The organism is Lysinibacter sp. HNR (assembly GCF_029760935.1).
Taxonomy (GTDB): Bacteria; Actinomycetota; Actinomycetes; order Actinomycetales; family Microbacteriaceae; genus HNR.
The window spans coordinates 1,633,583-1,657,151 of record NZ_CP121684.1; the positions used below are offsets into that span (position 1 = coordinate 1,633,583).

Consider the following 23,569-nt stretch of genomic DNA (forward strand, 5'->3'; position numbering starts at 1 on the left):
CAACTATAGAACATTTGGCTGGGAGAGGTTGAAGTGTTTCCACGCAGCCGCTGTAGCAACTCTACCGCGTGGAGTACGAGATACAAGGCCCGCCCTCACCAAAAAGGGTTCAACAACCGCCTCAATTGTCTCGGGATCCTCCCCCACAGAAATTGAGAGTGTACTCATTCCCACAGGACCACCCCCAAATCTCTCGATAAGTCCGAGCAAAACAGCCCTATCTAAGCGGTCAAGGCCCATCGTATCAACTTCGTAGAGTTCGAGGGCGGCGTTAACCGCAGCACTGTCACCCTCGGTACTGTGAACCAGAAAATAATCCCTGACACGGCGAAGCAAACGGTTGGCGATTCTCGGTGTTCCTCGCGAGCGGCTGGCAATAATCCCCACCGCGTCCGAAGCGATGTCAAACCCCATCAAACGAGCCGCACGTTCAAGGACCTGCTCAAGCTCCGAATCCTCATAAAACTCCAGGTGGGCCGTGAAGCCAAAACGATCGCGCAGCGGATTGGGAAGAAGACCCGCCCGGGTGGTAGCTCCCACCAGAGTAAAGGGGGCAAGATCCAAAGGAATAGAGGTTGCTCCAGCTCCCTTACCAACCATAATATCGATGCGGAAGTCTTCCATTGCCAGGTAGAGCATCTCTTCGGCGGAACGGGCCATTCGATGAATCTCATCGATAAAGAGCACCTCACCCGGAGTGAGAGACGAGAGGATTGCGGCCAAATCGCCCACGTGCTGAATAGCGGGGCCGCTTGTCATCCGCAGGGGCTTTCCTAGCTCCTCGGCAACAATCATTGAGAGCGTTGTTTTTCCTAAGCCGGGAGGACCCGCAAGTAAAATGTGGTCCGGGGTTCTTCCCTGCATGGTTGCGGCCGTGAGCAAAAGCTCTAGCTGTCCACGAACCTTAGTCTGTCCCACAAACTCGGCCATACTGTGAGGACGAAGCGCACCCTCAAACGCAACCTCACTCTCCACGATAATCTCGGGGTTTGTCAGGTCTTCGGAGTCGAATTTATCAGTAGACATAATCAGCGTTTCGTCCTGTTTTCACCCAGAGCCGCGAGGGCTGCACGCAATAGCTGGGCCTCACTCATTTTATTCGTTGAGGTCCCGTGAACCCGAGCAATCGCATCCGCTGCCTCACGCTCGCTCCACCCCAGGTTAACCAGGGCAGCCTCAATCTTATCGATTCCCGGTATCGTGGTTGTCGGCGCGACAGATTGATCGGGAGAAAAGCCCAGAGCGGTGAGCTTGCCGCTGAGCGACACCGTAAGCAGTTTTGCCGTTTTGGGGCCGATTCCGCTGACCTGGCGAAATGGCTTATCATCCTCCGCCGCAACCGCTGCGGCAATTTGCTGCGGTGACAGCACTCCCAACACACCAAGAGCGCTTCTCGGGCCCACACCCGATACTCCCAAAAGAATGATAAAAACCTCTAATTCGTCACGGGTGGCAAACCCAAAGAGAGTCAGGGCATCATCGCGAACAACCAGATTGGTGTGCAAAAAAACCTCGTTGCCCCGATGCGATTTTGCGGCCTCGGCAGAGGTAACCTCCACGGCAAACCCCACCCCACCGACGTCAATCACAACCGTGCCGTCACGCACATCAAGAACGGGGCCGCGCAAAGAAGAAATCACCCGTTAAGACTACGATGTTTTATTACCTCGGGGATGCTACTCAGCGGCGAGCCATGCTCGTTGCGCCGGGGTGAGGGGTCCGGAAGGCTTTGTCGTCGCACGGTTTACCGCTGCCAGGCTGGGACGGGCAACAGAGTCTAACCCGGTGCCCCGCCAGGCATGACAGATTGCCAGAGCAAGCGCATCCGCGGCATCCGCCGGGCGCGGTGGTGCCGCAAGGTTGAGAATTTTTGCCACCATGGCCCCAACCTGGGATTTATCGGCAGATCCATAACCGGTCACAGAGGCTTTTACCTCAGTGGGGGTGTGCAAACCCACCGGGATCTGGCGCTGCGCCGCCAAAAAAAAGGCAACCCCGCTAATCTGAGCGATTCCCATAACGGTGCTCACATTGTGCTGGGTAAAAACACGCTCCAGGGCGATGGCATCCGGCTTATGCTGATCGATAAGACGTTCAATCCCCTCCCCAATGTTTAAAAGCCGCTGAGAAAGCTCCATCGCAGAGGGGGTTCGCACAACCTGAACATCGACAAATCGTGCGACCCTTGTTGCGGACACTTCAACAACCCCGACACCGCATCGGGTAAGTCCCGGATCAATTCCCAGAACACGCATATCGGACTGCTTATTCGTCTTTCTCGAGCTCCGCCTCAACCTCGGCGGTCAGGTTAAAGTTGCTATAAACATTTTGCACGTCATCGCTGTCTTCAAGCGCATCGATGAGTTTAAATATTTTACGAGCCGTCTCGGCATCAATATCAACCGTCAGGTTGGGAACAAAAGCAGCGTCGGCAGATTCATAATCAATTCCCGCCCCCTGCAGCGCCGTACGCACGGCAACCAGGTCTTGCGGCTCGCTAATAATTTCAAAATCATCGCCACGGTCCGTGACCTCTTCGGCACCGGCATCAAGAACGGCGTTGAGGATGTCGTCCTCAGTGAGCCCATCCACCCTATTGACAACAACCACACCCTTGCGATTGAAATTGTAGGCAACGCTCCCCGGATCCGCCATGTTTCCACCATTCCGGGTCATGGCTGTACGCACCTCCGCGGCCGCACGGTTTTTGTTGTCGGTGAGACACTCAATCATGAGGGCAACGCCGCCCTGCCCGTAACCCTCGTACATGATGTTGAGGTATTCAACCTGCTCGCCCAGCAAACCGGCACCACGCTTAATAGCGCGCTCAATATTATCGTTGGGAACCGAAGTCTTTTTTGCCTTCTGGACAGCATCCACCAGTGTGGGGTTACCGGAGAGATCGGCACCCCCGATCTTGGCTGCTACTTCAATGTTCTTAATCAGCTTGGCGAAGGCCTTAGCGCGACGCGAGTCGATAATTGCTTTCTTGTGTTTTGTCGTTGCCCACTTTGAGTGTCCAGCCACGTTTCTCCCTCAAAAATCTTAAAAATATTATGAACAGTCTAGCTCGTCATCCGAAGCCACGCCTCAGCCAGCGAGGCTCGAACGTCACCCAGTAGCAGGGGAAGAGCCTTGGTACGGGCGATAATCGGCAAAAAATTAGCGTCCTGGGCCCAGCGGGGAACAATGTGCTGGTGCAGGTGCGCGGCAATCCCCGCACCCGCCACCATACCCTGGTTCATACCGATATTAAAGCCGTCGCTGTGTGAGGTCTTTGCAATGACTCTCATGGCCGTTTGGGTGAGCTCACCGATCTCAGTTATCTCCTCCACCGTCGCCAGATCATATGTGGCGATATGCCTGTAGGGACACACGAGCACGTGGCCGCTGTTATATGGAAAAAGGTTCAGTAGCACAAAAGCTGTTTTGCCTCGCGCGACAATCAGCCCCTCCTCGTCGGAGACGGTTGGTGCGTAGCAGAAAGGACAGTCATCGCCGCTCGGCTGCTGTCCGTCCTGAATGTACACCATACGGTGTGGAGTCCACAGCCTTTGAAACTCGTCGGGCACCCCCGCCAGGTGCGACGGATCGACGCTTTCGGAGAAACCACCCGGCGCGGGGCCTGAGCCGTCAGGGGTATTTCCCCCGGGCTTTCCCTCGTAGTCTCCCAGCCCTAGGCGTGCCATGCCGTGACTACCTGTTCGTGAGATTTTATCGATTCTCGGATACGCTCCACGGCCTCCGCAATACGCACGCCGTTGAGCTGGGTGCCGTCGCGGAAGCGGAAGCTCACGGAACCGTTTGCCCGATCCTCTTCACCAGCAATCAATTGAAACGGAACCTTGGCTCTGGTGTGATTCCTGATCTTCTTTTGCATGCGCTCGTCGGAGCGGTCAAGCTCGGCACGCACACCGTGGGATTGTAACTCCGTAATAACTTCTCCTAGGTAATCAGCGTACTCCTGCGCCACGGGAATTCCCACCGCTTGAAGGGGAGCAAGCCACACGGGAAAAGCTCCCGCGTAGTGCTCCGTAAGCACCCCAAAGAACCTCTCAATCGAGCCAAACAGTGCCCGATGAATCATTACCGGCCGCTGCCTGCTTCCATCAGCCGCTGCATATTCGAGATCAAAACGCTCTGGCAGATTAAAGTCAAGCTGGATGGTCGACATCTGCCAGGTACGACCAATGGCGTCACGCGCCTGAACCGAGATCTTTGGGCCGTAGAAGGCGGCACCCCCGGGATCGGGAACAAGCTCTAGGCCGGAGGCCTCGGCAACCTCGGCCAGGGTATTGGTTGCCTCCTCCCAGGCTTCGTCGCTGCCCACAAACTTCTCGGGGTCTTTGGTTGAAAGCTCCAGATAGAAATCGTCCAGTCCGTAATCCTTCAGAAGACCGAGTACAAACTCAAGCGTGCGAGTGAGCTCACCCTTCATCTGCTCCCGGGTGCAGTAGATATGCGCATCATCCTGGGTAAGACCGCGGACGCGCGTGAGCCCGTGCACAACACCGGATTTTTCATACCGATAAACGGTTCCAAACTCAAACAAACGGATCGGTAGGTCACGATAAGAACGCGCCGATCCCCGAAAAATCAGGTTGTGCATCGGGCAGTTCATCGGCTTGAGATAGTAATCGGTGCCGGCCCGGCGAAGACTTCCGTCTGCGTTGTACTCGGCGTCAACATGCATCGGAGGGAACATACCCTCGCGGTACCAATCAAGGTGTCCCGACACCTCGTAGAGATGCCCCTTCGTAATGTGGGGGGTGTTTACAAAGGAGTACCCCTCCTCAATGTGACGCTTGCGCGAGTAGTCCTCAAGCTCGTTACGAATGATGCCGCCACGGGGATGAAAAACGGGAAGCCCACTACCCAATTCTTCGGGAAAGCTAAAGAGATCAAGTTCGGCACCCAGTCGTCGGTGATCGCGTTTTGCAGCTTCCTCAAGACGCACCTGGTACTCACGCAGCTCATCTTTTGTGGGCCAGGCTGTACCGTAGATACGCTGAAGTTGAGGATTTTTTTCGGAACCCCGCCAATAGGCAGCGGCCACCCGTGTCAGGGCATAGCCGTTGCCAATCATACGGGTGTTGGGAAGATGAGGCCCGCGGCACAGGTCTTTCCACACCGTTTCGCCCGTCTTGGGGTCAACGTTGTCGTAGATGGTGAGTTCGGCGCCACCGACCTCAACGTTCTCCCCGGAATCCCCCTCCCCCGGATTTCCCTTGATGCCGATCAACTCAAGCTTGTACGGCTCCGCGGCGAGTTCCGAGCGGGCTTCCTCCTCGGTAACAACTCGCCGGATAAAACGCTGACCCTGGCGAATGATCCCGTCCATCGCCTTCTGGAGACCCTTCAGGTCTTCCGGGGTAAAATGCTCGGCAATATCAAAATCGTAGTAAAAGCCGTCTGTTACGGGCGGGCCGATACCCAGCTTTGCATCCGGGTTGATCTGTTGCACTGCCTGAGCCAGTACGTGAGCCGCTGAGTGGCGCAAAATGCTGAGGCCGTCGGGCGAATTGATCGTAACCGGCTCGACCGTGTCGTTTTCTGACACGGTCGCTGCGAGATCTTGAAGTTCTCCATTAACGCGCATAGCGACAATGGAACGATCAGTAAATAGTGAAAAACCGTCAGCCACGAGTGTGCTCCCTGATGAGATGTTGTAACAGAACAACTCTACAAGCAACCCGCATGATTGCGAGTCATTGGATGTTACTCGGAAACAACTTTAAGCCCCACAATGCACCCGACCAGACCAATAAGAAGCAGAACCTTAACGAGCGAGACGCTTGAATCTCCGGTGACCATCGAGTAGATAACGGTCAGTGAGGCACCGATGCCAACCCACACGGCGTATGCCGTTCCCGTCTCGATGTGGCGCATAGCCACGGCTAGCCCTCCCATGCTGACCACCAACGCGACACCAAAAATAACCGTGGGTAGCGGTTTTGTAAAGCCTTCGGATTTTCCGAGAGCGGTTGCCCACACCGCTTCTAAGACCCCCGAAACAACAAGAATAATCCACGACACGAGCGCTCTCCTGGCCAGTCTTGTCGCATTCCGGGTACTGAACCGTCGTCCGGGATCCTCTCCCTCCGGGATCTATGCTCAAGGCTATCAGTATCTGATCCACATCCGGATACTCTGTCCCTCGGTGCGGTCACGGATCATGTCTCAAGGAACTTGATAGCCTGACAGAATGGCCACATACACAGCTATGCTCCGTTCGCTAGAAACCCAAGAAATCGAGATTGAAGCGGATGACCTCCCCTCCGCAAACGCTCTCCTCAAGGATCGAGTCCCCGAGGGCTTCCAGGTGCAGTGGATACGCAAAAATGATGGATAGAGCGCCTATATTTCAGCGGTCAGAGCGTTCATACGCGACATGGAGCGCAGGTATTTTTTACGATAACCCCCGCTGAGCATGCCCCCACCAAAGACCTGGTCAAGGGATACCCCCGTAGCAACAATAGGTATTTGGGCATCGTAAACACGATCGATAAAGGCCACTAAGCGTAACGCACCGGTCTGATCGTCAAGCTCCGTTACATCGGTGATTCCGATCACGTCAATACCATCGAGAAGGCGAACAAAACTCGATGGGTGAATCTTAGCGAGATGACTCATGAGGGAAGAAAAGGAATCGCTGGTCACATTTTTCCCTAATACCTGCTCTGCCTCAAGGATACCCTCGTACTCCGCCACATCGGTGGTTTTAGCGTGCCCCTCAAGATCACGCTGCCGATAGTCGGTTCCGTCAATCCGGATTGTTTCAAAGTTTGCGGCCAGGGCCTGAATCTCTCGGAGGAAGTCGGCCGCGGCAAAGCGCCCTTCTCCCAGCGCATTGGGCGGGGTATTTGAGGTTGCCGCCACTCTTGTAGCCCCGGCAGTGAGCTCACCCAGAAGGCGGGTCATGATCATGGTGTCGCCCGGATCATCAAGCTCAAACTCATCAATACAGATGAGGGATGCACCCCGCAGAGCCTCCACGGCGGCGGAGTACCCGAGCGCCCCCACAAGCGCCGTGTATTCGATGAAGGTACCAAAGTATTTGCGTCCCTGGGACTGATGCCACAGCGCAGCCAAAAGATGGGTTTTACCCACGCCAAAGCCGCCGTCAAGGTACACACCCGTGGCACCGCTTGTCGCCCGAGCCTTTTTACGATTAAAAAGCCTGCCGCTTTTTACCGGTGATTCATTAAAGTCGCGCAACCTCCCCACCGTTTCTGCCTGCGAGGGATAGTGGGGGTCGGGACGGTAGCTCTCAAAAGTGGCACCCGCAAACTGCGGGGGCGGGGTGAGGTTCTGTACGATCTCGGTACCCGAAACCGTGGGGAGACGATCAACCAGATGAATCATTGTGTATGTTTGCGTTGAGTCCATTAACCTAGAGGTTCAATCTTCTGTGATGGGAAAGGTATCATAAAAATTTATGGCCTGGGTAAAATCACAGGTCTATCACGTAGATTCGTTCCAGGGCCACAGAAGTAGCCTAGTGGGGATCACCGATTAAAACTGGAGGGAGATAAGTCAGAAATGTCCATTGAAATAGATACAGCCGCGGCACACGCTGGCTATGCACGACCTGAACGCCTGGTCAGCACCGAATGGCTAGAGAAAAACCTGGGCCGTGAGGGTCTTGTTGTTGTGGAATCGGACGAGGACGTACTCCTCTACGAAACTGGGCACATCCCCGGGGCAGTCAAAATTGACTGGCACACGGATCTGAATGATCCCATCATGCGCGATTTTGTGAACGGCGAAGAATTTTCTCGAATAATGAGCGAGAAGGGAATCAGCCGCGATAGCACCGTGGTGATCTACGGCGACAAAAGTAATTGGTGGGCTGCTTATGCCCTGTGGATATTCTCCCTCTTTGGCCATAAGGATGTCCGGCTCCTCAACGGCGGCCGCGATAAGTGGATTGTCGAGGGACGCCCCCTCACAACAGAAGTTTCCCCGAGGCCCGTCTCGGACTATCCCGTTATTCAACGTAACGACTCCCTGTTGCGCGCCTATAAAGACGACGTTCTCAAAAACTTAGGGAAGCCCCTCATCGACGTTCGTGGACCAGACGAGTACACAGGCAAACGCACGACCATGCCAGACTACCCGGAAGAGGGAGCACTCCGCGCGGGTCACATTCCCACCGCTGCGAGCATTCCCTGGGCAAAGGCCGCTGCCGAAGATGGAACGTTCCGCAGCCCGGAAGAGCTTAACCAGCTCTATCGCACGGGTGCAGGCCTCAGCGACAATGACGAAATTATCGTTTATTGCCGCATCGGCGAGCGTTCGAGTCACACCTGGTTTGTCCTCACGCACCTCCTGGGCTTCGACAGGGTGCGCAATTACGACGGTTCGTGGACCGAGTGGGGCAGCTCCGTCGGAGTTCCAATCGTCCAGGGCGAGGCCCGTGGAACGGTGCCCGCCTAAATTCGTTCGCTTTTGATGGCCCCGCACTGGGAGATACCCGGTGCGGGGCCATCACTTTACCCCCGGTGCTAGCGGGTACTATTGATCAGGTGACTGAAAACTCTTTACCTCGTGCTCTCCAGGAGATTCGAGAAGACTTCCTTGCGCTCGAGCAGCGAGACAGGCTTCAGCTCCTACTCGAATTCTCTCAAGAACTTCCCGAGCTTCCCGAGCGGTACGCGGAACATCCCGACCTTCTTGAGCGTGTAGAAGAGTGCCAGGCACCCGTCTTTATTTTTCCCGAGGTTGATCATCAGGGGCTATTTCATCTACACGCCACCGCACCCCGCGAGGCGCCTACAACCAGGGGTTTCGCCTCTATTCTTGCGCAAGGACTGGACGGCCTCACGGTAGAAGAGCTCCTCTCGGTCCCGGATGATTTTCCCTATATGCTCGGTCTCACGGAAGCCGTCTCCCCCTTACGCCTCAGGGGGATGCTGGGCATTCTGGGCCGCATTAAACGCGGCGTAAAAAGACAAACCGGCCAATAGTCCGAGGGGTTGACCAATTACTTACCTTACACATCGCGGGGTTCTTGCTGCCAGCTATACACAAGGGCGACACCTATTTTAATGCGGTAAGCCACTCACGAATAGTCTGAGTCCAGAGTGCACGATCGTAGTTCCAGAGCTTCGCGTGTCGCGCGACTACGAAGGGCACAAAGGTTACCAGATCTGGACGAGCCTCCGCCAGCTGTCGCGAGGGTCCCGACACAACGTACCCGTCGTCATCGCTGTGCAGCAGCAGGATGGGGACCGTGAGTAAATCGGCTCGTCTGACCAGGTTAAGCGAGTCGAGATCAATCGGTGCACGGTGCTTCAGACGATACCACCCGGTGCGCAATAACCCCAGAACCCAGTTTTGGATCGGTCTGGGGAGGTGAAGTTCACGACCCAAACTTCTGAGAGTCTCGCTCCAGTCCACCACTGGAGAGTCAAGCACCACTCCCCTAATAAGGTGTCGATTTTTTGCACGCAGCAGTGTCTGAAGCACAACCGCCCCGCCCATTGACCACCCAAACAAAACAATACCTTTTGCTCCGTTTTTCACCGCAAAATCTATGGCGCTCTCAACATCACGCCACTCCGTTTGTCCCAGGGAAGAGTGCCCATCACCACTCGGTGGAGCTTCGCCATCGTTGCGGTAGGAGATCAGCAGGTTGCTATATCCGCTCTCGTAGAACGGGGGAACCCCGCGGATAGTTTCCCCTCGCTGTACGCCGCGACCGTGAACGTGTATAGCCCACCGTCCGCGATCCTTCGCATGGGGAACCCACCAGGCGGGAGCATCCCCCACCTCAGTATTAATCTGCACCTCCCTCACCTCATAACCGAGTTCCGCCGGGGTGAGATAATACCAGCCGCTGATGCGAGCGTGCGTTCCAGGACGGGGTGACCCCCGATCAACCGTGAGGAGATGCCGGGTCACCGTATGGCCATCAGTGTGGAGTACTTTACCAACACGGCTGATATCCACACCACCTTTGCCCGAAACGAGAGTGTATTGCCCGGGAAGCACGGAGTCTGCAGTAACGCTGAGCGTCACCGTCTCTGCTAGCAGGTCTGAAGCGACAATACGAATGTCGTTCTCTTTTTTCCTCGGGGGCACAACCACTGCCCTGGCAAAACCGAGTGCAATCGCCCCAAAAGCACCTCCCACCAGGGCTACAGTTCCCGCTACAACGGCTGTACTCCAGATCCAGGTCGCTTTTATTCTGCGCATAATTTGATGCTACTCCCCGCAACATCGGCGTGGCTCACAGAACGCGCGCTATAAAGAATCTACTCTTCAACTGTGAACAATCAGAGGGAACACGAGATGCCGCCTGAATTCGTTCACGCAATCAACTCCATTCGTAGCGCAGCATATCGCCCAGAACTACTGGTGCGCTCAATAGAGCCGCCGGCACGGCTTGCTCCGCACTCCGTATCGCTAGCCGCCGACATTACTCCCCAACAGCACGGAGTAGACTCCCCGCACGGAACCGGTCGCTTTATACTACTCTATGACCCTGAAGAGCCCGAGGAATGGGGTGGGGCTTTTCGAGCTATCTGTTTTGCTCAGGCACCCCTTGAGACAGAGATTGGACTCGACCCTTTCTTGGCAGAGGTTACCTGGTCGTGGCTAATCGATGGACTTAATGCGCGCAGCGCACGGTACACGGCGGCTTCAGGAACATCCACTAAAATTTTATCGACGGGATTTGGAGAACTCGCTTCACAGGGTGATGGAACCCAGATTGAACTCAGAGCGTCCTGGTCCCCCCTTGACCACAATATTGGCCCTCATGTTGAGGGCTGGGGAGAGCTCTTGTGTATGCTTGCCGGTTTACCCCCCACTTCCGAAGGGGTGGCCTCTCTACAGGCTAGAAGGATGACGCGTGAGTGATTGGCAGCTAGTCACTGATCAGGATGCTTTTCATTCGGCAATTGACCTGCTCGCCTCGGGAACGGGCGCGCTCGGTGTTGATGCGGAAAGAGCCTCCGGATATAGATATGCGCAGAGGGCATATCTTATCCAGTTTTACCGAGAGGGTGCAGGAACTTTTCTCTTTGACCCGGTGGCCATTGAATCTTTTGCCCCCCTACAAGACAGGCTTAGCCAGATTGAATGGGTATTCCACGCCGCAAGCCAGGACCTTCCCAGCCTACGCGAGGTGGGACTCGATCCCGTCACCATATTTGATACCGAGCTTGCGGCGCGCCTGCTGGGGATGCCCCGCGTCGGACTGGGCGCTGTTGTTGAGGAGCTACTCGGTATTCACCTGGCAAAAGAACACTCTGCTGTGGACTGGTCCACCCGGCCACTTCCCGTCTCCTGGCTCGATTATGCTGCAGCTGATGTAGAGCTACTTCCGACCCTGCGCGAAATTCTTTCGCAGCACCTTGCGCAATCGGAAAAAACGGAGTTTGCCCACGAAGAATTTATTGATGTTCTTCACCGACAACCCAAGCCTCCTCCCGAAGACCCCTGGCGTAAAATGTCAGGAATCCACAAAATCACGGGCTTACGCAACCTCGCTGTTGCCCGGGAACTCTGGCTTTCCCGAGACGAGCTTGCCCGCACCTCCGATATCTCTCCCGGTCGCTTAATACCCGATGCTGCCATTGTGAGTGCCGCCCTTGAAATGCCACGCTCAAAAAAAGAACTCGCTGCGATCAAAACCTTTAACGGGCGCGCCAGCAAGCGCGAAATCGACCGCTGGTGGGAAGCTGTTTTGGCCGGGCGAAAAGCTGAACAGCTTCCCCTCGCCCGCCCAAAAAATACACACACAATTCCCCCGCACCGCACGTGGAAAAGCCGTTATCCTGAAGCTTATAATCGCCTCAGCCTGGTGCGTGAAGCCCTTATTGAGCTGGGGGCCCAGGTCAACATTCCTCTTGAAAATCTTGTAACCCCCGAGGTCTTACGCAGAATCTGCTGGAGCCCTCCGCAGGAACTCACTACGAAGTCTGTCTCTCTTGCCCTCGGGGAGGCGGGGGCTAGACCCTGGCAGATCAATCTGGCGGGCGAAACCATTGCCTCGACGCTTGTAGATATACACCAAAATATTCACGAGTCGTCCGAAGAGGATTCGTTGAAAAACTAACACTACCTGCGCAGATAACCTGGGCCTTTATAGAATGTAAACAGCATCAAGATATGGAGGCACAGTGGCCGCGATAAACGAGGTTGTATTTGTTGACGGTGTAAGAACACCGTTTGGTCGAGCGGGAGAGAAAGGCATGTATTGGAATACCCGCGCCGACGATCTGGTTGTCAAGGCCCTAGTGGGTCTTTTGGAACGAAATCCACAAATACCTCGAGATAAAATCGACGATGTAGCAATCGCAGCCACCACCCAACAGGGTGATCAGGGCCTTACCCTGGGCCGCACGGCTGCGCTTCTTGCGGGACTCCCCAAAACAGTGCCGGGATTTGCCATAGACCGCATGTGTGCCGGGGCAATGACCGCAACCTCCATGATGGGGGCATGTATTGGTTTTGGCCAGTATGACATCGCAATTGCCGGTGGTGTTGAGCACATGGGGCGGCACCCGATGGGCTTTAACGCCGACCCCAACCCACGGTTTCTTGCGGAACGCATGGTAAGCGAAGACGCACTTAACATGGGAATGACCGCAGAGAACATCCACGACCGTTTTCCGCACCTGACAAAAGAACGTGCTGACCGCTATGCCCTTCGCAGCCAGCAGAAGGTCGCGGCCGCTTACGAAGCGGGAAAGATCCAACCCGATCTCATTCCGGTTGCCCTGCGCACCACTTCTGGGTGGGGTTTGGCAACGCGTGATGAAGCTCCCCGACCAGACACCACAATGGAGGGTTTGGCCGCCCTCAAAACACCCTTTCGCCCGCACGGTCGAGTAACCGCGGGAAATGCCTCCGGTCTCAATGACGGGGCCACGGCGTGTGTTCTTGCGAGCAGAGATGCGGTCAAAGAGTTTGGACTCCAAGCCAAAATGAAACTGGTGAGTTTTGCCTATGCTGGTGTAGAGCCAGAGATCATGGGGATTGGCCCCGTCCCCTCCACCGAAAAAGCGCTACGCAAAGCGGGGCTCACAATCAAGGATATTGGTCTTTTTGAACTCAACGAGGCCTTTGCGGTGCAGGTGCTCTCTTTCCTCGATTACTTTGGGATTGATGATGATGACCCGCGAGTTAACCTCTACGGCGGAGCTATCGCGCTCGGACATCCCCTAGCGTCATCGGGAGTGCGTCTCATGAATCAGCTCGCCCACCAATTCGCCGAGCATCCCGAGGTTCGATACGGCGTCACCGCGATGTGTGTTGGTCTGGGTCAAGGCGGAACCATGATCTGGGAAAACCCACACTATACCGGCCGCGCAAAAACAGCACAGAAGAAGTAAATTAATGACTGACTACACAAAAATTGACTTTTCATCGCTCATCAATTCAAGCGCTGACGAGGTTGTAACACACAGTTTTGTTCGCGATGTTCCGTTGCCGAGTGGAGGCTTGCTCGCCCTGGTTACTCTCGACAACGGTCGAGACCACACCCGACCAAACACACTCGGCCCCCGCACCCTGGACGAATTCGGACGCACCCTCGATGAACTCTCAGCACGCGCCACACGCGGTGAAATTCGCGGGGTAGCCGTTACCGGAAAGCCCTATATTCTTGCTGCGGGAGCCGACCTGAGCCGGGTATCCGAACTCGACAGCACAGAGACCGCCCTGCGTCTGGCACAGCTTGGACACTTTGTTTTAGGAAAACTTTCCCACCTGGGGGTTCCTTCATTTGTCTTTATCAACGGCTTAGCGCTTGGTGGCGGCACCGAAATTGCGCTCAACGCCGATTACCGCACGGTTGATAGCAGCATTCCCGCGCTGGCTCTGCCCGAGGTCTTTCTCGGACTCATCCCCGGCTGGGGTGGAGCCACAATACTGCCCAACCTCATCGGAATCGAGAATGCGCTTAAAGTTGTTATCTCCAACGCGCTTAAAAACAACAGGATGCTCAAGGGGCAGGAGGTCTTCGATCTCGGTATCGCAGACGCCATCTTTGAACCGGTAAACTTTCTTGAGGACTCGATCCGCTGGGCTGACGGGGTTCTTTCGGGTTCGATTACGGTCAATCGCCCCAATGAACCAGGAAAGATAGAGCGTCTTACCAAGTGGGATCTCGCCATCAAAGTGGCTAAATCACAATTAGAGTCCCGCATCGGCACGGTTGCCAAAAGCCCGTACATGGCCCTCCAACTACTCAAAGCCGCAAAAGATAATAACCGAGAGAGCGGATTCGAACGCGAAGATGAGGCGCTGGCCGAGTTGATCTCCGGAGACCAGTTCCAGGCCAGCATTTACGCATTCAACCTGGTCCAAAAGCGCGCAAAGAAGCCTGCCGGGGCTCCCGACCCATCGCTTGCGCGTCCCATAACCAAGGTTGGAGTCATCGGAGCGGGCCTCATGGCAAGCCAATTTGCACTGCTCTTTGTGCGCCGACTCCGAGTTCCCGTGATCATCACGGATCTCGATCAGGCTCGTGTCGATAAAGGAATCTCCTATATCTATGACGAGATTGACAAGCTCGCCGACAAAAAACGTATCTCGCCAGACGAAAAAAATCGGCTCAAGAGCCTGGTTAGCGGAACAACTTCTCGAGCCGACTTCGCAGATTGTGACTGGGTGATTGAGGCCGTCTTTGAAGAACTCGCGATTAAACAGGAAGTCTTTGCAGAGATCGAAAAACACGTTTCGTCCGAGGCGATTCTGGCCACCAACACCAGCTCGCTCTCGGTAGAGAAGATTGGTGCTGGACTCGCTCATCCCGAGAGGCTGGTTGGGTTCCACTTCTTCAATCCTGTAGCGGTGATGCCGCTCATCGAGGTGGTCAACGCACCCCAGACCAACGCGGAAGCACTCGCAACCGCAATGAGTGTTGCAAAGAAGCTCAAGAAAACCGCCGTCATTACACGTGATACACCCGGATTTGTGGTGAACCGTGTTCTTGCCAAGCTGCTCGGTGAGGCAATGTATGCGGTTGATACCGGTACGCCCTTTGAAACCGTTAATCACGCGCTGGATCCCTTCGGCCTTCCCATGAGCGCGTTTGAGCTCCTTGAACTCGTAGGGCTCAAGGTTGGAGCGCACGTTCTTGACACGCACCACGCGGCTTTCCCCGACCGCTTTTACCGAAGTGATAACCTGCACAAACTTGCCGAGTACGGAAAGATCCTCGACCGAGACGGTAAAGGAAAAATCAAGGGCTTTGATAAAGGTGCCCTCAAAATCATCGCCAACGGAAGTCCTACCCCGTGGACGGGCGCAAAAGCTACCGCTGATGCGCAGGCTGTTACCGGGCAGCAAATCCTTGACCGGGTACAAGACGGGTTGGCTGATGAAATCCATCGCATGCTCGAAGACAACGTTGTGCACGGTGCCGAGGACATTGATCTGTGCATGATCATGGGAGCTGGTTGGCCCTTCCAAATGGGCGGGGTTACCCCCTATCTCGACCGAGTAGGCGCGAGCGAGCGCGTATTTGGGGCATCATTTCATGACCCACAGATTCGGGGTATCCACCGATAGTTTTCACGCTCGGACACGTTCTCGCTGGTTTTACTCCATCTCCAGTGCGGTCTCCCTTGCGAGAACGTGTTCGTTAGACAGTCCCCCCGCCCCTATCTCTCATAGTTTCTTCCGGGCTTCTTTTGGGATCGGCTGCCAGATTTCTTTCCGCGTTGTTTATAGTCGAGTTTCCCTGGTGATGCTCTGATCGCTGCGGTGTGCCCGCCCCGTGTGTAGCTGCAGGGCGCTCGTGACCAGGGGAAAATGACTGAACGCCTGTGGCATGTTACCCAACTGACGCTGTTCGACAGGGTCCCACTCCTCGCTGAGAAGCCCAACATCATTACGCAGTTCCAGTAAACGCTCAAAGAGCTGGGTTGATTCCCTGCGGTGACCGGCGCTGTGCAGGGCATCAACCATCCAGAAAGAACAGGCAATAAACATTCCCTCACCGCCGCTGAGTCCATCGCCCGATTTTTCAGTCTGATAGCGTCGTACCATCCCGTCCTCGCTCAATTCGTTACGGATCGCCTGGATTGTTCCCTCGACACGAGAATCAGACCCCGGGAGGAATCCCACCCTCGGGATAAGCAGAAGACTCGCGTCAAGCTCGGGTCTTCCGTAGGACTGAGTGAAAGTGTTTCGTTCGGCATCGTATCCCTTCTGTAACACCTCAGCTTTGATAGTGTCGCGCAGCTTCTCCCAGCGCTCCCCCGGGCCCCACAGCTGATATTTTTTTACCGAACGTGACATGCGATCCGCGGCAACCCACGCCATAACCTTCGAGTGAGTAAAGTGTCGCGGGTCACCTCGCATTTCCCAGAGTCCATTATCTGGCTGCTGCCAGTTACCCTCCAGGTGGTTCATAAGCGCCACCTGAATGTCCCACGCATCATCGTGAGTTCCGATTCCAGAGTCGCGGGCTAGATTAAGCCCGTCCAACGTTTCCCCCCACACGTCCAATTGCAGCTGCTGAGAGGCAGCATTACCCACTCTCACGGGACGGGAGTCTTCATATCCCGAGAGCCACGAAAGCTCTGACTCGGGCAGCCGTCGGGTACCGTCGATGCTGTACATGATCTGGAGGTCTGCGGGGTCTCCTGCTACCGCACGCAGGAGCCACTCTCGCCACTCACGGGCCTCCGACTCATATCCTGCGGCAAGAAGCGCCTGTAGCGTATAGCTGGAATCGCGTAACCAACAATAGCGATAGTCCCAGTTGCGCGGACCTCCAATTTTCTCGGGCAGGGAGGTGGTCGGGGCCGCAACTATTCCACCGGTTGGCGCGTAAGTGAGCGCTTTAAGCGTAATCAGGGAGCGTGTGACCGCGTCTCGGTACGGCCCCGTAACGTGCTGTCCCTGAGATACCCACTCTTTCCAAAAGGACAGAGTGTCTTGATAGGCACTCTCCGCAGAAAACAGCGCGGGTTCCTTCTCTTGACTGGGGTACCATGTGAGGACAAAGGGGATGCGATCTCCCTCCTGCACCGTAAAGTTGGCAACTGTCGCCCAGTTTTTACCGAAATTTCTTATTGGACTGCTGAAACGAATAGCGTCGGGACCCGCGACGGCATACATGTGTTCCGCATAGTGCCGCACCCAGGGAATAATACTGCCGTAGTCAAATCGAACCTTCAGCTCGGAGTACATCTCTACGGAACCGCTCACTCCTTCAACAATTCGGATCACGTCGGGAGCTTTTTCGCGAGGCGGCATAAAGTCGATCACACGGACGGTTCCCGTGGGGGTAACCCACTCCGTCTCAAGAATCAGAGTGTCTCCCTGGTAGCGGCGAGAGGTTGATTTTCCCTCACCGGGAGGGGCCAACAACCAGCGACCCGCACGCGGTGCGTCCAAAAGTGCAGCAAAGCACGCTGGGGAATCGAGACGAGGCAGACACAGCCAATCGATTGACCCGGTGTTACTCACTAGGGCGGCAGCCTGCAAATCTCCGATCAGGGCATAGTCTTCAATGCGGGCCATGATCCGATTATTACACAGTCAAACAGAAAGTTCCTCTACCATACAAAAATACGCAAAGTGTATGGTGGGAGAACATCATCTACATCATAAACATCGGAGTAACAAAATGCTTCTCACGGATAAGACGATACTGGTAACCGGCGGAAACAGCGGGATCGGTGAGGCCATTGTGCTCGCTGCCGCAGCCGAGGGCGCAAACATTGTTATCGATTATGTTACGCATCCCGAGGAGGCACACAAACTCGTGAAGCGAGTTCAGGGTGCGGGAGGACAGGCAATAAGCGTTCAGGCGGATGTGAGCCGAGTATCAGATATTCAAAAGATGATACAGCAGGCGGTTGATAGTTTTGGAAAGCTCGACGTTATGGTCAACAATGCGGGCATTGAGACCAGAACTTCGGTGCTCGACACAACCGAGGAGCAGTACGATCGGGTCCTTGAGGTTAACCTCAAAAGCGCCTTCTTTGGCACCCAGCGCGCGGCTCAACAGTTTATCGCACAGAAAACGGGCGGCCTTATTCTTAACATCTCTTCCGTACATGAAGACTGGCCGATGCCGGGTAACATAGCATATTGCCTCTCCAAGGGTGGGGTTCGGATGCTCACCCGAACGGCGGGAGTAGAACTTGGAAAACATGGAGTTCGGGTGGTTAACCTTGCCCCCGGGGCGGTCGAGACCCCCATTAACACCAGCACAATGGCAGACCCGGAGAAGATGAAGGCTCTTGACGATGCGATACCACTGGGAAGGATGGCCCACCCCGAGGAAATTGCAAAACTTGCGGTTTTTCTTGCGTCCGGAGAGTCATCCTACATGACAGCCACGACCGTGTTCCTCGACGGAGGAATCATGCAGGGCAGTGTGGGTCTTTAGGCATCCTGCGCGGTGATCCCAATAGACTTGGTCGTGGTCGGCACCTCTTTCCCCGGAAGGGGCCGCGCAACGGGAATTTTACTTCCTAAAACCTGCGCCACCAGGTCGCGGGCGATCTGCTGACCGGTGAGGCCGGCGTCTTCAAGGATTTCCTCGCGGGTTGCGTGGCTCATAAACTCATCCGGAAGCCCAAGCTCCGTAACAGCGGTATCCACTCCGGCGCAGCGAAGATCCTGACGAATGCGCGTGCCCACGCCGCCAACACGAACACCGTCTTCAAGACTCACCACAATGCGGTGCTGCGCGGCCAGGTCGATAACACTCGTGGGTACGGGAACGACCCAGCGGGGATCAACAACGGTAGAACCGATTCCCTGGTGTGCCAGACGATCCGCCACCTCAAGCGCAACGCTTGCCATCGGCCCAACGGCGACCAGCAAAACGTCTTTCTGGTCACCCTCGTAAAGAACGTCAACGCCGTCGTTCGTTCGACGGAGAGCGGGCACTGAGGTGGGGGCAACACCCTTGGGGAAACGAACCACGGTGGGAGCATTTTTAGTATCAACAGCCTCGCGCAATTCTTCGCGCAGCGTCTCTGCGTCTCGAGGGGCCGCAATGCGGATTCCAGGAACAACCTGAAGTATTGCCAAATCCCATACCCCGTGGTGGCTCGGACCGTCTGGCCCCGTGACCCCGGCCCGGTCAAGAACAAAAGTAACGCCCGCCCGGTGCAGCGCAACATCCATCACGACCTGATCAAAAGAGCGGTTCATAAATGTTGAATACATTGCAACGACGGGGTGCAGTCCACCATAGGCAAGACCGGCGGCGCTCGTGACCGCGTGTTGCTCAGCAATACCAACGTCGTACACACGATCGGGAAAACGCTCGGCAAAGTGGTGGAGTCCCGTGGGACGCAGCATAGCCGCTGTAATACCGATCACACGCGGGTTCTTTTCCGCGATATTAACAATCTCATCGCTAAAGATGGATGTCCAGGAGCGCCCAGCAGCGATCCCCAGCGGACGCCCGTTGGAGGGATCAATCTTACCAACGGCATGGAACTGGTCCTTCATGTCCAGACGCGCTGGCGCGTATCCCCGTCCTTTTTCGGTGATCACGTGGAGGATGACCGGTTGCCCGTAGTTCTTAGCCTGGCGCAGGGCCTCCTCCATGGCGCGGAGATCGTGCCCGTCTACCGGACCTACATACTTGATATCGAGGTTTGAGTAAAGAGACTCGTTATTGGTAAACCTGCTCAGAAATCCGCGTGTACCGCCACGAATACCCCGATACAGGGCACGTCCACCCGCTCCGAAACGCCCAAACGCCCACTCGCTAGAGCGCTGCAGGTCACGATATGTGCGTTTGGTCCGTACTCCGTTGAGAAAACGAGCCATTCCACCGATAGTCGGAGCGTAGGAACGCCCGTTGTCGTTCACAACAATAACCAGGTTGCGGGAGTTATCGTCGCTGATGTTGTTCAAGGCCTCCCAGGTCATCCCTCCCGTGAGAGCCCCGTCACCCACAACGGCAACAACGTGGCGTTGTTTTTGTCCGGTTTGCGAAAAGGCTCGAGAGATTCCATCGGCCCAGCTGAGCGAGCTGGAGGCGTGGGAACTCTCTACGATGTCGTGTTCAGACTCCGAGCGTTGCGGGTATCCCGCGATCCCGCCGCGAAGACGCAACCGAGAAAAGTCTTGTCGACCCGTAAGAATTTTATGCACATAGGATTGATGACCCGTGTCAAAAATAATGGGGTCGTTTGGTGAGTCAAACACCCGGTGCAAAGCTATTGTCGTCTCGACCACGCCGAGGTTGGGACCCAAGTGGCCCCCGCTCTTAGACACCTCGGCTATGAGGAAATCACGGATCTCTTGCGCAAGCGTCTCAAGTTCTTCAAACGAGAGCTGATCAAGATCACGGGGACCATTGATCCTCTTCAAAACGCTCACACGACCTCCTCTTAGCACTTTGGGTTTGTGCTGCGTAAGTAGCGGCAGGCACCCAGGGTAGTTTACGGCCCAAAGCACATAGTTTGCTCTGTACTCACCGAATCAACGATGAAGATTATTATGCTACCACCATAAGATCACCGTGTCTCGCTATTCTCACGATCAACTTCTCACTCAGGCTTCTTGTATTCTGCGCTTTTCTTTTCCCAGACGAACCGATGAAAAACAGCCAGGTCCTCCTCCCCCAGACCAGCCTCGGTGAGATCACAAAACTCACCAAAAACAGTATCCAGGAGCGGTGTCGGCGTGTGCGTGGCGCTAGCCTCCGCCACTGCAAAAGAGAGATCCTTCACCATAAATTTTGCTGCCCCAGTAACCGTGTAGTCTCGCTTGACTAGGCGTTCACGTTTAGTCTCTAAAACTCGACTGGAAGCATACCCACCCTCAAGGAGGGTTAACAACGCACTGAGTTCTAGTCCTGAGCGTTCCGCAATAACACTTGCCTCAGAGATAGCCACCATCGTGCTCGCAACAATGAGCTGGTTACAAGCTTTTGCGACCTGTCCCGCACCCAAGGGACCCAGGTGCACCGGATTACCGCAGTGCGAGAGTATGGGAAGCACCTTTTCTACGTCCGAGACGTCTCCTCCCACCATAATCGAGAGGGTTCCCGCCTGCGCCCCCTCGGTGCCACCGCTCACGGGTGCATCCACCAGACGCATCTTCTCTGCGGTGCGCTGGCGTAGTTGCTGATCCAGGCTACGTACGCTCTCGGGTGAAATCGTTGAAGAAACCACGACGATGCTGGATGAGGTAGCGGTTGCGATTCCCTCGGGGCCAAATAAGAGATGCTCCACCTGCAGGCTATCGGGAACCATCAGGACGATAACCTCTGAAATATTTGCAAGTTCACGCGGTGAGTCGACCCACAGCGCACCGCCTCGCGTAGCGGCCTCGGCACGTTCGCGGCTTCTCCCGGTAACAGCTATCCGCGCGAGGTGCGGGTCACTTTTTTGCGAAGCCAAAAGATTAAAAACCATGGGCAGCCCCATGTTTCCCAAGCCGATAAAACCAATGCTATTTTTCGAGGAATTCTCCATCGCAGGCTCCTGTAACATACGATCAGAATACAGAACATCGTTCACTATGATGAATGATACGCTTTTTATCCCTTTAACCCTAAGGAAATTATAGCCCCATGACAAACCGCCTAAGAGTGGTTGCCGCCACCCCGATCAGCGAAGATCTCGTCGCTCATGTGCTCTCCCTCGAACCCCGAATCGATTTTGTGAGGGATCAGACGCTCCTTCCCTCCATGCGGCACCCGGGAGATCACGCGGGAGACCCCGCCTTCACTCGCACCCAGGAGCAGCAGCGGGCATTTGAAAAATTAATTGACTCGGCGGAGGCTCTGTACGGGGTTCCCGACGAGAAGCCCTCGGAACTTGCACGGACAGCTCAAACAAACCCGACGCTCCGCTGGGTCCACACCATGCCGGCGGGCGGAGGCGCACAGGTACGCAGCGCCCAGCTTTCAGATCGAGACCTCAAGCGCATAGCTTTTAGCACCTCGGCTGGTGTTCACGCCGAACCGCTTGCTGAGTTTGCTCTTTTTGGACTGCTTGCCGGAGCAAAAACGCTTCCCACCCTGCAACACAATCAAAAGCAAAAACTCTGGCCCGGCCGCTGGACAATGCCGCTCATTCGGGAACAGACGATTCTCATTATTGGCCTGGGCAGCATCGGTAAGGCAACCGCACTGAAGCTTAAAGCGCTGGGCGCAACTGTTATCGGAACGAGTAGGCGCACAGACCCCGTTGCCGGCGTGGATGAACTCGTTCACCCCAAAGATCTTGCCCGGGCCGTCTCACGCGCCGATGGCATAGTGGTGACGCTTCCCGGAACCACCACCACCGAGGGCCTGGTGAGCCGAAGCCTACTCGACCGGGTCAAACAGGGAAGCACCTTTGTAAACGTCGGCCGGGGCACGGTTGTTGACGAGCAAGCGCTGACGGAGGCAATCGAGAACGGCCGCATCGCATACGCCGCCCTCGACGTCTTTGCACACGAACCTCTCTCACCAAACAGTCCCCTCTGGTCTTCTCCCCGCGTGCTTATCAGCCCCCATACGGCAGCCCTTAACCCCGCAGAGGACCGTCTCATTGCAGAACTTTTTGCCCAAAACGCCGGGAGGCTCCTGGACGGAAAGGAGCTCATCAACCGGGTCAACACGGTAGAGTTTTACTGACCAAACAGGGTTTTCTTGTGCGGAGCACTTCGGTGATTCAGAACCACTATCGGAAGTTTCCTCAACCGGATTTTCCCTGCACATGACGCTTCGATACTGTTCGCCCGAGTAAACGCAACATCAGCCCCAGGGCTTCCCTGCGCACCAGATTTTAACATCAAGGAGAAAGAATTGGGCAATCACGAAACCGATAAACCCGCCCAGGCACCCGCCGTTGTTAAAGCGGTTAAGATACTCGACCTGCTCGCTCAGAATCCCGGACGCGCAAAACCGCTCAGCGATATCGCGCGAGAACTCGGCATTGCAAAATCATCAACCTCCAACCTCTGCGCGGCGCTTGAAGAAGGAAATCTGGTGCGAAAAACTGGGAGCGGCTATCTACTGGGACGCCGCACGGTCGAGCTCGGCAGTTCTTTCCTGGCGGGCTTCGACCAGGTTCGCGAATTCTACAGAATCTGCGAGGAGTCCGAGGTCCTCCAAAATAACCTGGTTCAGCTTGCCATGCTCGACGGCGTCAGGGCATTGTACCTCGCGGTTTACGAGGGCCGCGAGAGGTTCCCCCTCTCGGCGAGTGTTGGTGATAGATACCCAGCCTCGTCAACGGCGGTAGGAACGGCCCTGCTCTCGGAGCTCTCCCCGGAGCGGGTTGAGGACCTCTATAGCGACCCGGCGCAGATGGTGACCCTCACCAATCGATCGACCAAAGACCTGAAGACCCTGCAAAAAAAGCTTGCGGACACTCGTTCGCGTGGGGTGGCCCTTGATGATCGTGAAGTTCACCTCAGCGTTGTTGGGCTTGCCGTTCTTATCCCCTCAACCCGAAACGGCGAACCCTCCTTTGCTATCGGCGCATCCCTGGTTCATCCTTACGATAGCGAGGAAGAGCGCTCCGTGGTAACCGCGGCGCTGCGGGAGGCCGCGGAAAAGCTCAAGCGACCAACGTTAAGCTCTCACTAACACCCAAAAAGCGTTCAGCATATTGAACCTAATTCAGCATAATGT

22 protein-coding genes and 1 riboswitch are annotated in these 23,569 nt (G+C 55.6%); of the genes, 10 read left to right on the forward strand and 12 right to left on the reverse strand.

The genetic code is table 11. The features are described 5' to 3' along the window. Positions 1-3: 3 nt before the first annotated feature. From ruvB to FrondiHNR_RS07410, 7 genes are all read right to left on the reverse strand, one after another. Complete coding sequence (gene ruvB / locus FrondiHNR_RS07380) at positions 4-1,026, reverse strand: Holliday junction branch migration DNA helicase RuvB (RefSeq protein ID WP_279352144.1); 1,023 nt, start codon at positions 1,024-1,026, stop codon at positions 4-6. A gap of 2 nt (positions 1,027-1,028) precedes the next feature. Beyond that, the gene (gene ruvA / locus FrondiHNR_RS07385) at positions 1,029-1,640 is read right to left on the reverse strand and encodes a Holliday junction branch migration protein RuvA (protein WP_279352145.1); all 612 of its coding nucleotides are present in this window, start codon (positions 1,638-1,640) and stop codon (positions 1,029-1,031) included. 36 nt (positions 1,641-1,676) lie between these two features. Further along, on the reverse strand, positions 1,677-2,255 hold the full coding sequence (gene ruvC / locus FrondiHNR_RS07390) for a crossover junction endodeoxyribonuclease RuvC (protein ID WP_279352146.1): 579 nt from the start codon (positions 2,253-2,255) through the stop codon (positions 1,677-1,679). Between the two features lie 10 nt (positions 2,256-2,265). Further along, entirely contained in the window at positions 2,266-3,027 is a 762-nt protein-coding gene (locus FrondiHNR_RS07395; protein ID WP_279352147.1) for a YebC/PmpR family DNA-binding transcriptional regulator, read from the reverse strand. A 38-nt stretch (positions 3,028-3,065) separates the two neighbouring features. Next, entirely contained in the window at positions 3,066-3,689 is a 624-nt protein-coding gene (locus FrondiHNR_RS07400; protein WP_279352148.1) for an HIT domain-containing protein, read from the reverse strand. Then, the gene (thrS, locus tag FrondiHNR_RS07405) at positions 3,677-5,599 is read right to left on the reverse strand and encodes a threonine--tRNA ligase (protein WP_279354499.1); all 1,923 of its coding nucleotides are present in this window, start codon (positions 5,597-5,599) and stop codon (positions 3,677-3,679) included. Before thrS ends, FrondiHNR_RS07400 begins: the two co-directional genes overlap by 13 nt. A 119-nt stretch (positions 5,600-5,718) precedes the next feature. After that, positions 5,719-6,036 (reverse strand): multidrug efflux SMR transporter, encoded by a 318-nt coding sequence (locus FrondiHNR_RS07410; protein WP_279352149.1) that lies wholly within the window; start codon positions 6,034-6,036, stop codon positions 5,719-5,721. Between the two features lie 9 nt (positions 6,037-6,045). Continuing rightward, positions 6,046-6,114, reverse strand: a riboswitch (guanidine-III (ykkC-III) riboswitch). A gap of 91 nt (positions 6,115-6,205) precedes the next feature. Between FrondiHNR_RS07410 and FrondiHNR_RS07415 the strand changes: the two genes are divergently transcribed. Continuing rightward, positions 6,206-6,352, forward strand: coding sequence for a hypothetical protein (locus tag FrondiHNR_RS07415; RefSeq protein ID WP_279352150.1), 147 nt, complete (start codon positions 6,206-6,208; stop codon positions 6,350-6,352). Positions 6,353-6,357: 5 nt separating this feature from the next. Here FrondiHNR_RS07415 and zapE read toward each other — a convergent pair whose 3' ends face one another. Continuing rightward, the gene (gene zapE, locus FrondiHNR_RS07420) at positions 6,358-7,389 is read right to left on the reverse strand and encodes a cell division protein ZapE (RefSeq protein ID WP_279352151.1); all 1,032 of its coding nucleotides are present in this window, start codon (positions 7,387-7,389) and stop codon (positions 6,358-6,360) included. A 153-nt stretch (positions 7,390-7,542) separates the two neighbouring features. Here zapE and FrondiHNR_RS07425 point away from each other — a divergent pair, with 153 nt between their 5' ends. Together FrondiHNR_RS07425 and FrondiHNR_RS07430 are read left to right on the forward strand one after the other, a co-directional pair. After that, a complete protein-coding gene (locus FrondiHNR_RS07425; protein ID WP_279352152.1) occupies positions 7,543-8,439 on the forward strand; it encodes a sulfurtransferase in 897 nt (298 codons plus the stop codon). A gap of 89 nt (positions 8,440-8,528) precedes the next feature. Next, on the forward strand, positions 8,529-8,969 hold the full coding sequence (locus FrondiHNR_RS07430; RefSeq protein WP_279352153.1) for a SufE family protein: 441 nt from the start codon (positions 8,529-8,531) through the stop codon (positions 8,967-8,969). A gap of 73 nt (positions 8,970-9,042) precedes the next feature. On the opposite strand, the gene FrondiHNR_RS07435 is transcribed toward FrondiHNR_RS07430, so the two are convergent. Continuing rightward, on the reverse strand, positions 9,043-10,200 hold the full coding sequence (locus FrondiHNR_RS07435; RefSeq protein ID WP_279352154.1) for an alpha/beta fold hydrolase: 1,158 nt from the start codon (positions 10,198-10,200) through the stop codon (positions 9,043-9,045). 96 nt (positions 10,201-10,296) lie between these two features. Here FrondiHNR_RS07435 and FrondiHNR_RS07440 point away from each other — a divergent pair, with 96 nt between their 5' ends. The 4 genes from FrondiHNR_RS07440 (at position 10,297) to FrondiHNR_RS07455 (ending at position 15,528) form a co-directional block, all read left to right on the forward strand. After that, the gene (locus FrondiHNR_RS07440; protein ID WP_279352155.1) at positions 10,297-10,866 is read left to right on the forward strand and encodes a DUF3000 domain-containing protein; all 570 of its coding nucleotides are present in this window, start codon (positions 10,297-10,299) and stop codon (positions 10,864-10,866) included. Next, on the forward strand, positions 10,859-12,067 hold the full coding sequence (locus FrondiHNR_RS07445) for an HRDC domain-containing protein (protein WP_279352156.1): 1,209 nt from the start codon (positions 10,859-10,861) through the stop codon (positions 12,065-12,067). Before FrondiHNR_RS07440 ends, FrondiHNR_RS07445 begins: the two co-directional genes overlap by 8 nt. 64 nt (positions 12,068-12,131) lie before the next feature. Further along, a complete protein-coding gene (locus tag FrondiHNR_RS07450; RefSeq protein WP_279352157.1) occupies positions 12,132-13,346 on the forward strand; it encodes a thiolase family protein in 1,215 nt (404 codons plus the stop codon). A gap of 4 nt (positions 13,347-13,350) precedes the next feature. Beyond that, entirely contained in the window at positions 13,351-15,528 is a 2,178-nt protein-coding gene (locus FrondiHNR_RS07455) for a 3-hydroxyacyl-CoA dehydrogenase NAD-binding domain-containing protein (RefSeq protein WP_279352158.1), read from the forward strand. Between the two features lie 156 nt (positions 15,529-15,684). Here FrondiHNR_RS07455 and FrondiHNR_RS07460 read toward each other — a convergent pair whose 3' ends face one another. Then, positions 15,685-17,490, reverse strand: coding sequence for a glycoside hydrolase family 15 protein (locus tag FrondiHNR_RS07460; protein ID WP_279352159.1), 1,806 nt, complete (start codon positions 17,488-17,490; stop codon positions 15,685-15,687). Between the two features lie 106 nt (positions 17,491-17,596). Between FrondiHNR_RS07460 and FrondiHNR_RS07465 the strand changes: the two genes are divergently transcribed. Continuing rightward, complete coding sequence (locus FrondiHNR_RS07465; RefSeq protein WP_279352160.1) at positions 17,597-18,364, forward strand: glucose 1-dehydrogenase; 768 nt, start codon at positions 17,597-17,599, stop codon at positions 18,362-18,364. Here FrondiHNR_RS07465 and dxs read toward each other — a convergent pair. Both dxs and FrondiHNR_RS07475 read right to left on the reverse strand, forming a co-directional pair. Beyond that, a complete protein-coding gene (dxs, locus tag FrondiHNR_RS07470) occupies positions 18,361-20,319 on the reverse strand; it encodes a 1-deoxy-D-xylulose-5-phosphate synthase (RefSeq protein ID WP_279352161.1) in 1,959 nt (652 codons plus the stop codon). The two genes, FrondiHNR_RS07465 and dxs, sit on opposite strands and share 4 nt — an antisense overlap. A 170-nt stretch (positions 20,320-20,489) precedes the next feature. After that, a complete protein-coding gene (locus FrondiHNR_RS07475) occupies positions 20,490-21,419 on the reverse strand; it encodes an NAD(P)-dependent oxidoreductase (protein WP_279352162.1) in 930 nt (309 codons plus the stop codon). A 98-nt stretch (positions 21,420-21,517) separates the two neighbouring features. On the opposite strand from FrondiHNR_RS07475, the gene FrondiHNR_RS07480 reads away from it, so the two are divergent. Both FrondiHNR_RS07480 and FrondiHNR_RS07485 read left to right on the forward strand, forming a co-directional pair. Then, a complete protein-coding gene (locus FrondiHNR_RS07480; RefSeq protein WP_279352163.1) occupies positions 21,518-22,567 on the forward strand; it encodes a D-2-hydroxyacid dehydrogenase in 1,050 nt (349 codons plus the stop codon). Between the two features lie 171 nt (positions 22,568-22,738). Beyond that, entirely contained in the window at positions 22,739-23,524 is a 786-nt protein-coding gene (locus FrondiHNR_RS07485) for an IclR family transcriptional regulator (RefSeq protein ID WP_279352164.1), read from the forward strand. The last annotated feature ends 45 nt before the right edge of the window (positions 23,525-23,569 follow it).

Excerpts from the sequence above, each read along its gene's own strand:
- ruvB (WP_279352144.1), bottom strand. The coding sequence starts at position 1,026 with ATGTCTACTGATAAATTCGACTCCGAAGACCTGACAAACCCCGAGATT.
- ruvC (WP_279352146.1), bottom strand. The coding sequence starts at position 2,255 with ATGCGTGTTCTGGGAATTGATCCGGGACTTACCCGATGCGGTGTCGGG.
- FrondiHNR_RS07400 (WP_279352148.1), bottom strand. The coding sequence starts at position 3,689 with ATGGCACGCCTAGGGCTGGGAGACTACGAGGGAAAGCCCGGGGGAAAT.
- thrS (WP_279354499.1), bottom strand. The coding sequence starts at position 5,599 with ATGCGCGTTAATGGAGAACTTCAAGATCTCGCAGCGACCGTGTCAGAA.
- FrondiHNR_RS07415 (WP_279352150.1), top strand. The coding sequence starts at position 6,206 with ATGGCCACATACACAGCTATGCTCCGTTCGCTAGAAACCCAAGAAATC.
- zapE (WP_279352151.1), bottom strand. The coding sequence starts at position 7,389 with ATGGACTCAACGCAAACATACACAATGATTCATCTGGTTGATCGTCTC.
- FrondiHNR_RS07425 (WP_279352152.1), top strand. The coding sequence starts at position 7,543 with ATGTCCATTGAAATAGATACAGCCGCGGCACACGCTGGCTATGCACGA.
- FrondiHNR_RS07435 (WP_279352154.1), bottom strand. The coding sequence starts at position 10,200 with ATGCGCAGAATAAAAGCGACCTGGATCTGGAGTACAGCCGTTGTAGCG.
- FrondiHNR_RS07440 (WP_279352155.1), top strand. The coding sequence starts at position 10,297 with ATGCCGCCTGAATTCGTTCACGCAATCAACTCCATTCGTAGCGCAGCA.
- FrondiHNR_RS07455 (WP_279352158.1), top strand. The coding sequence starts at position 13,351 with ATGACTGACTACACAAAAATTGACTTTTCATCGCTCATCAATTCAAGC.
- FrondiHNR_RS07460 (WP_279352159.1), bottom strand. The coding sequence starts at position 17,490 with ATGGCCCGCATTGAAGACTATGCCCTGATCGGAGATTTGCAGGCTGCC.
- FrondiHNR_RS07465 (WP_279352160.1), top strand. The coding sequence starts at position 17,597 with ATGCTTCTCACGGATAAGACGATACTGGTAACCGGCGGAAACAGCGGG.
- FrondiHNR_RS07475 (WP_279352162.1), bottom strand. The coding sequence starts at position 21,419 with ATGGAGAATTCCTCGAAAAATAGCATTGGTTTTATCGGCTTGGGAAAC.
- FrondiHNR_RS07480 (WP_279352163.1), top strand. The coding sequence starts at position 21,518 with ATGACAAACCGCCTAAGAGTGGTTGCCGCCACCCCGATCAGCGAAGAT.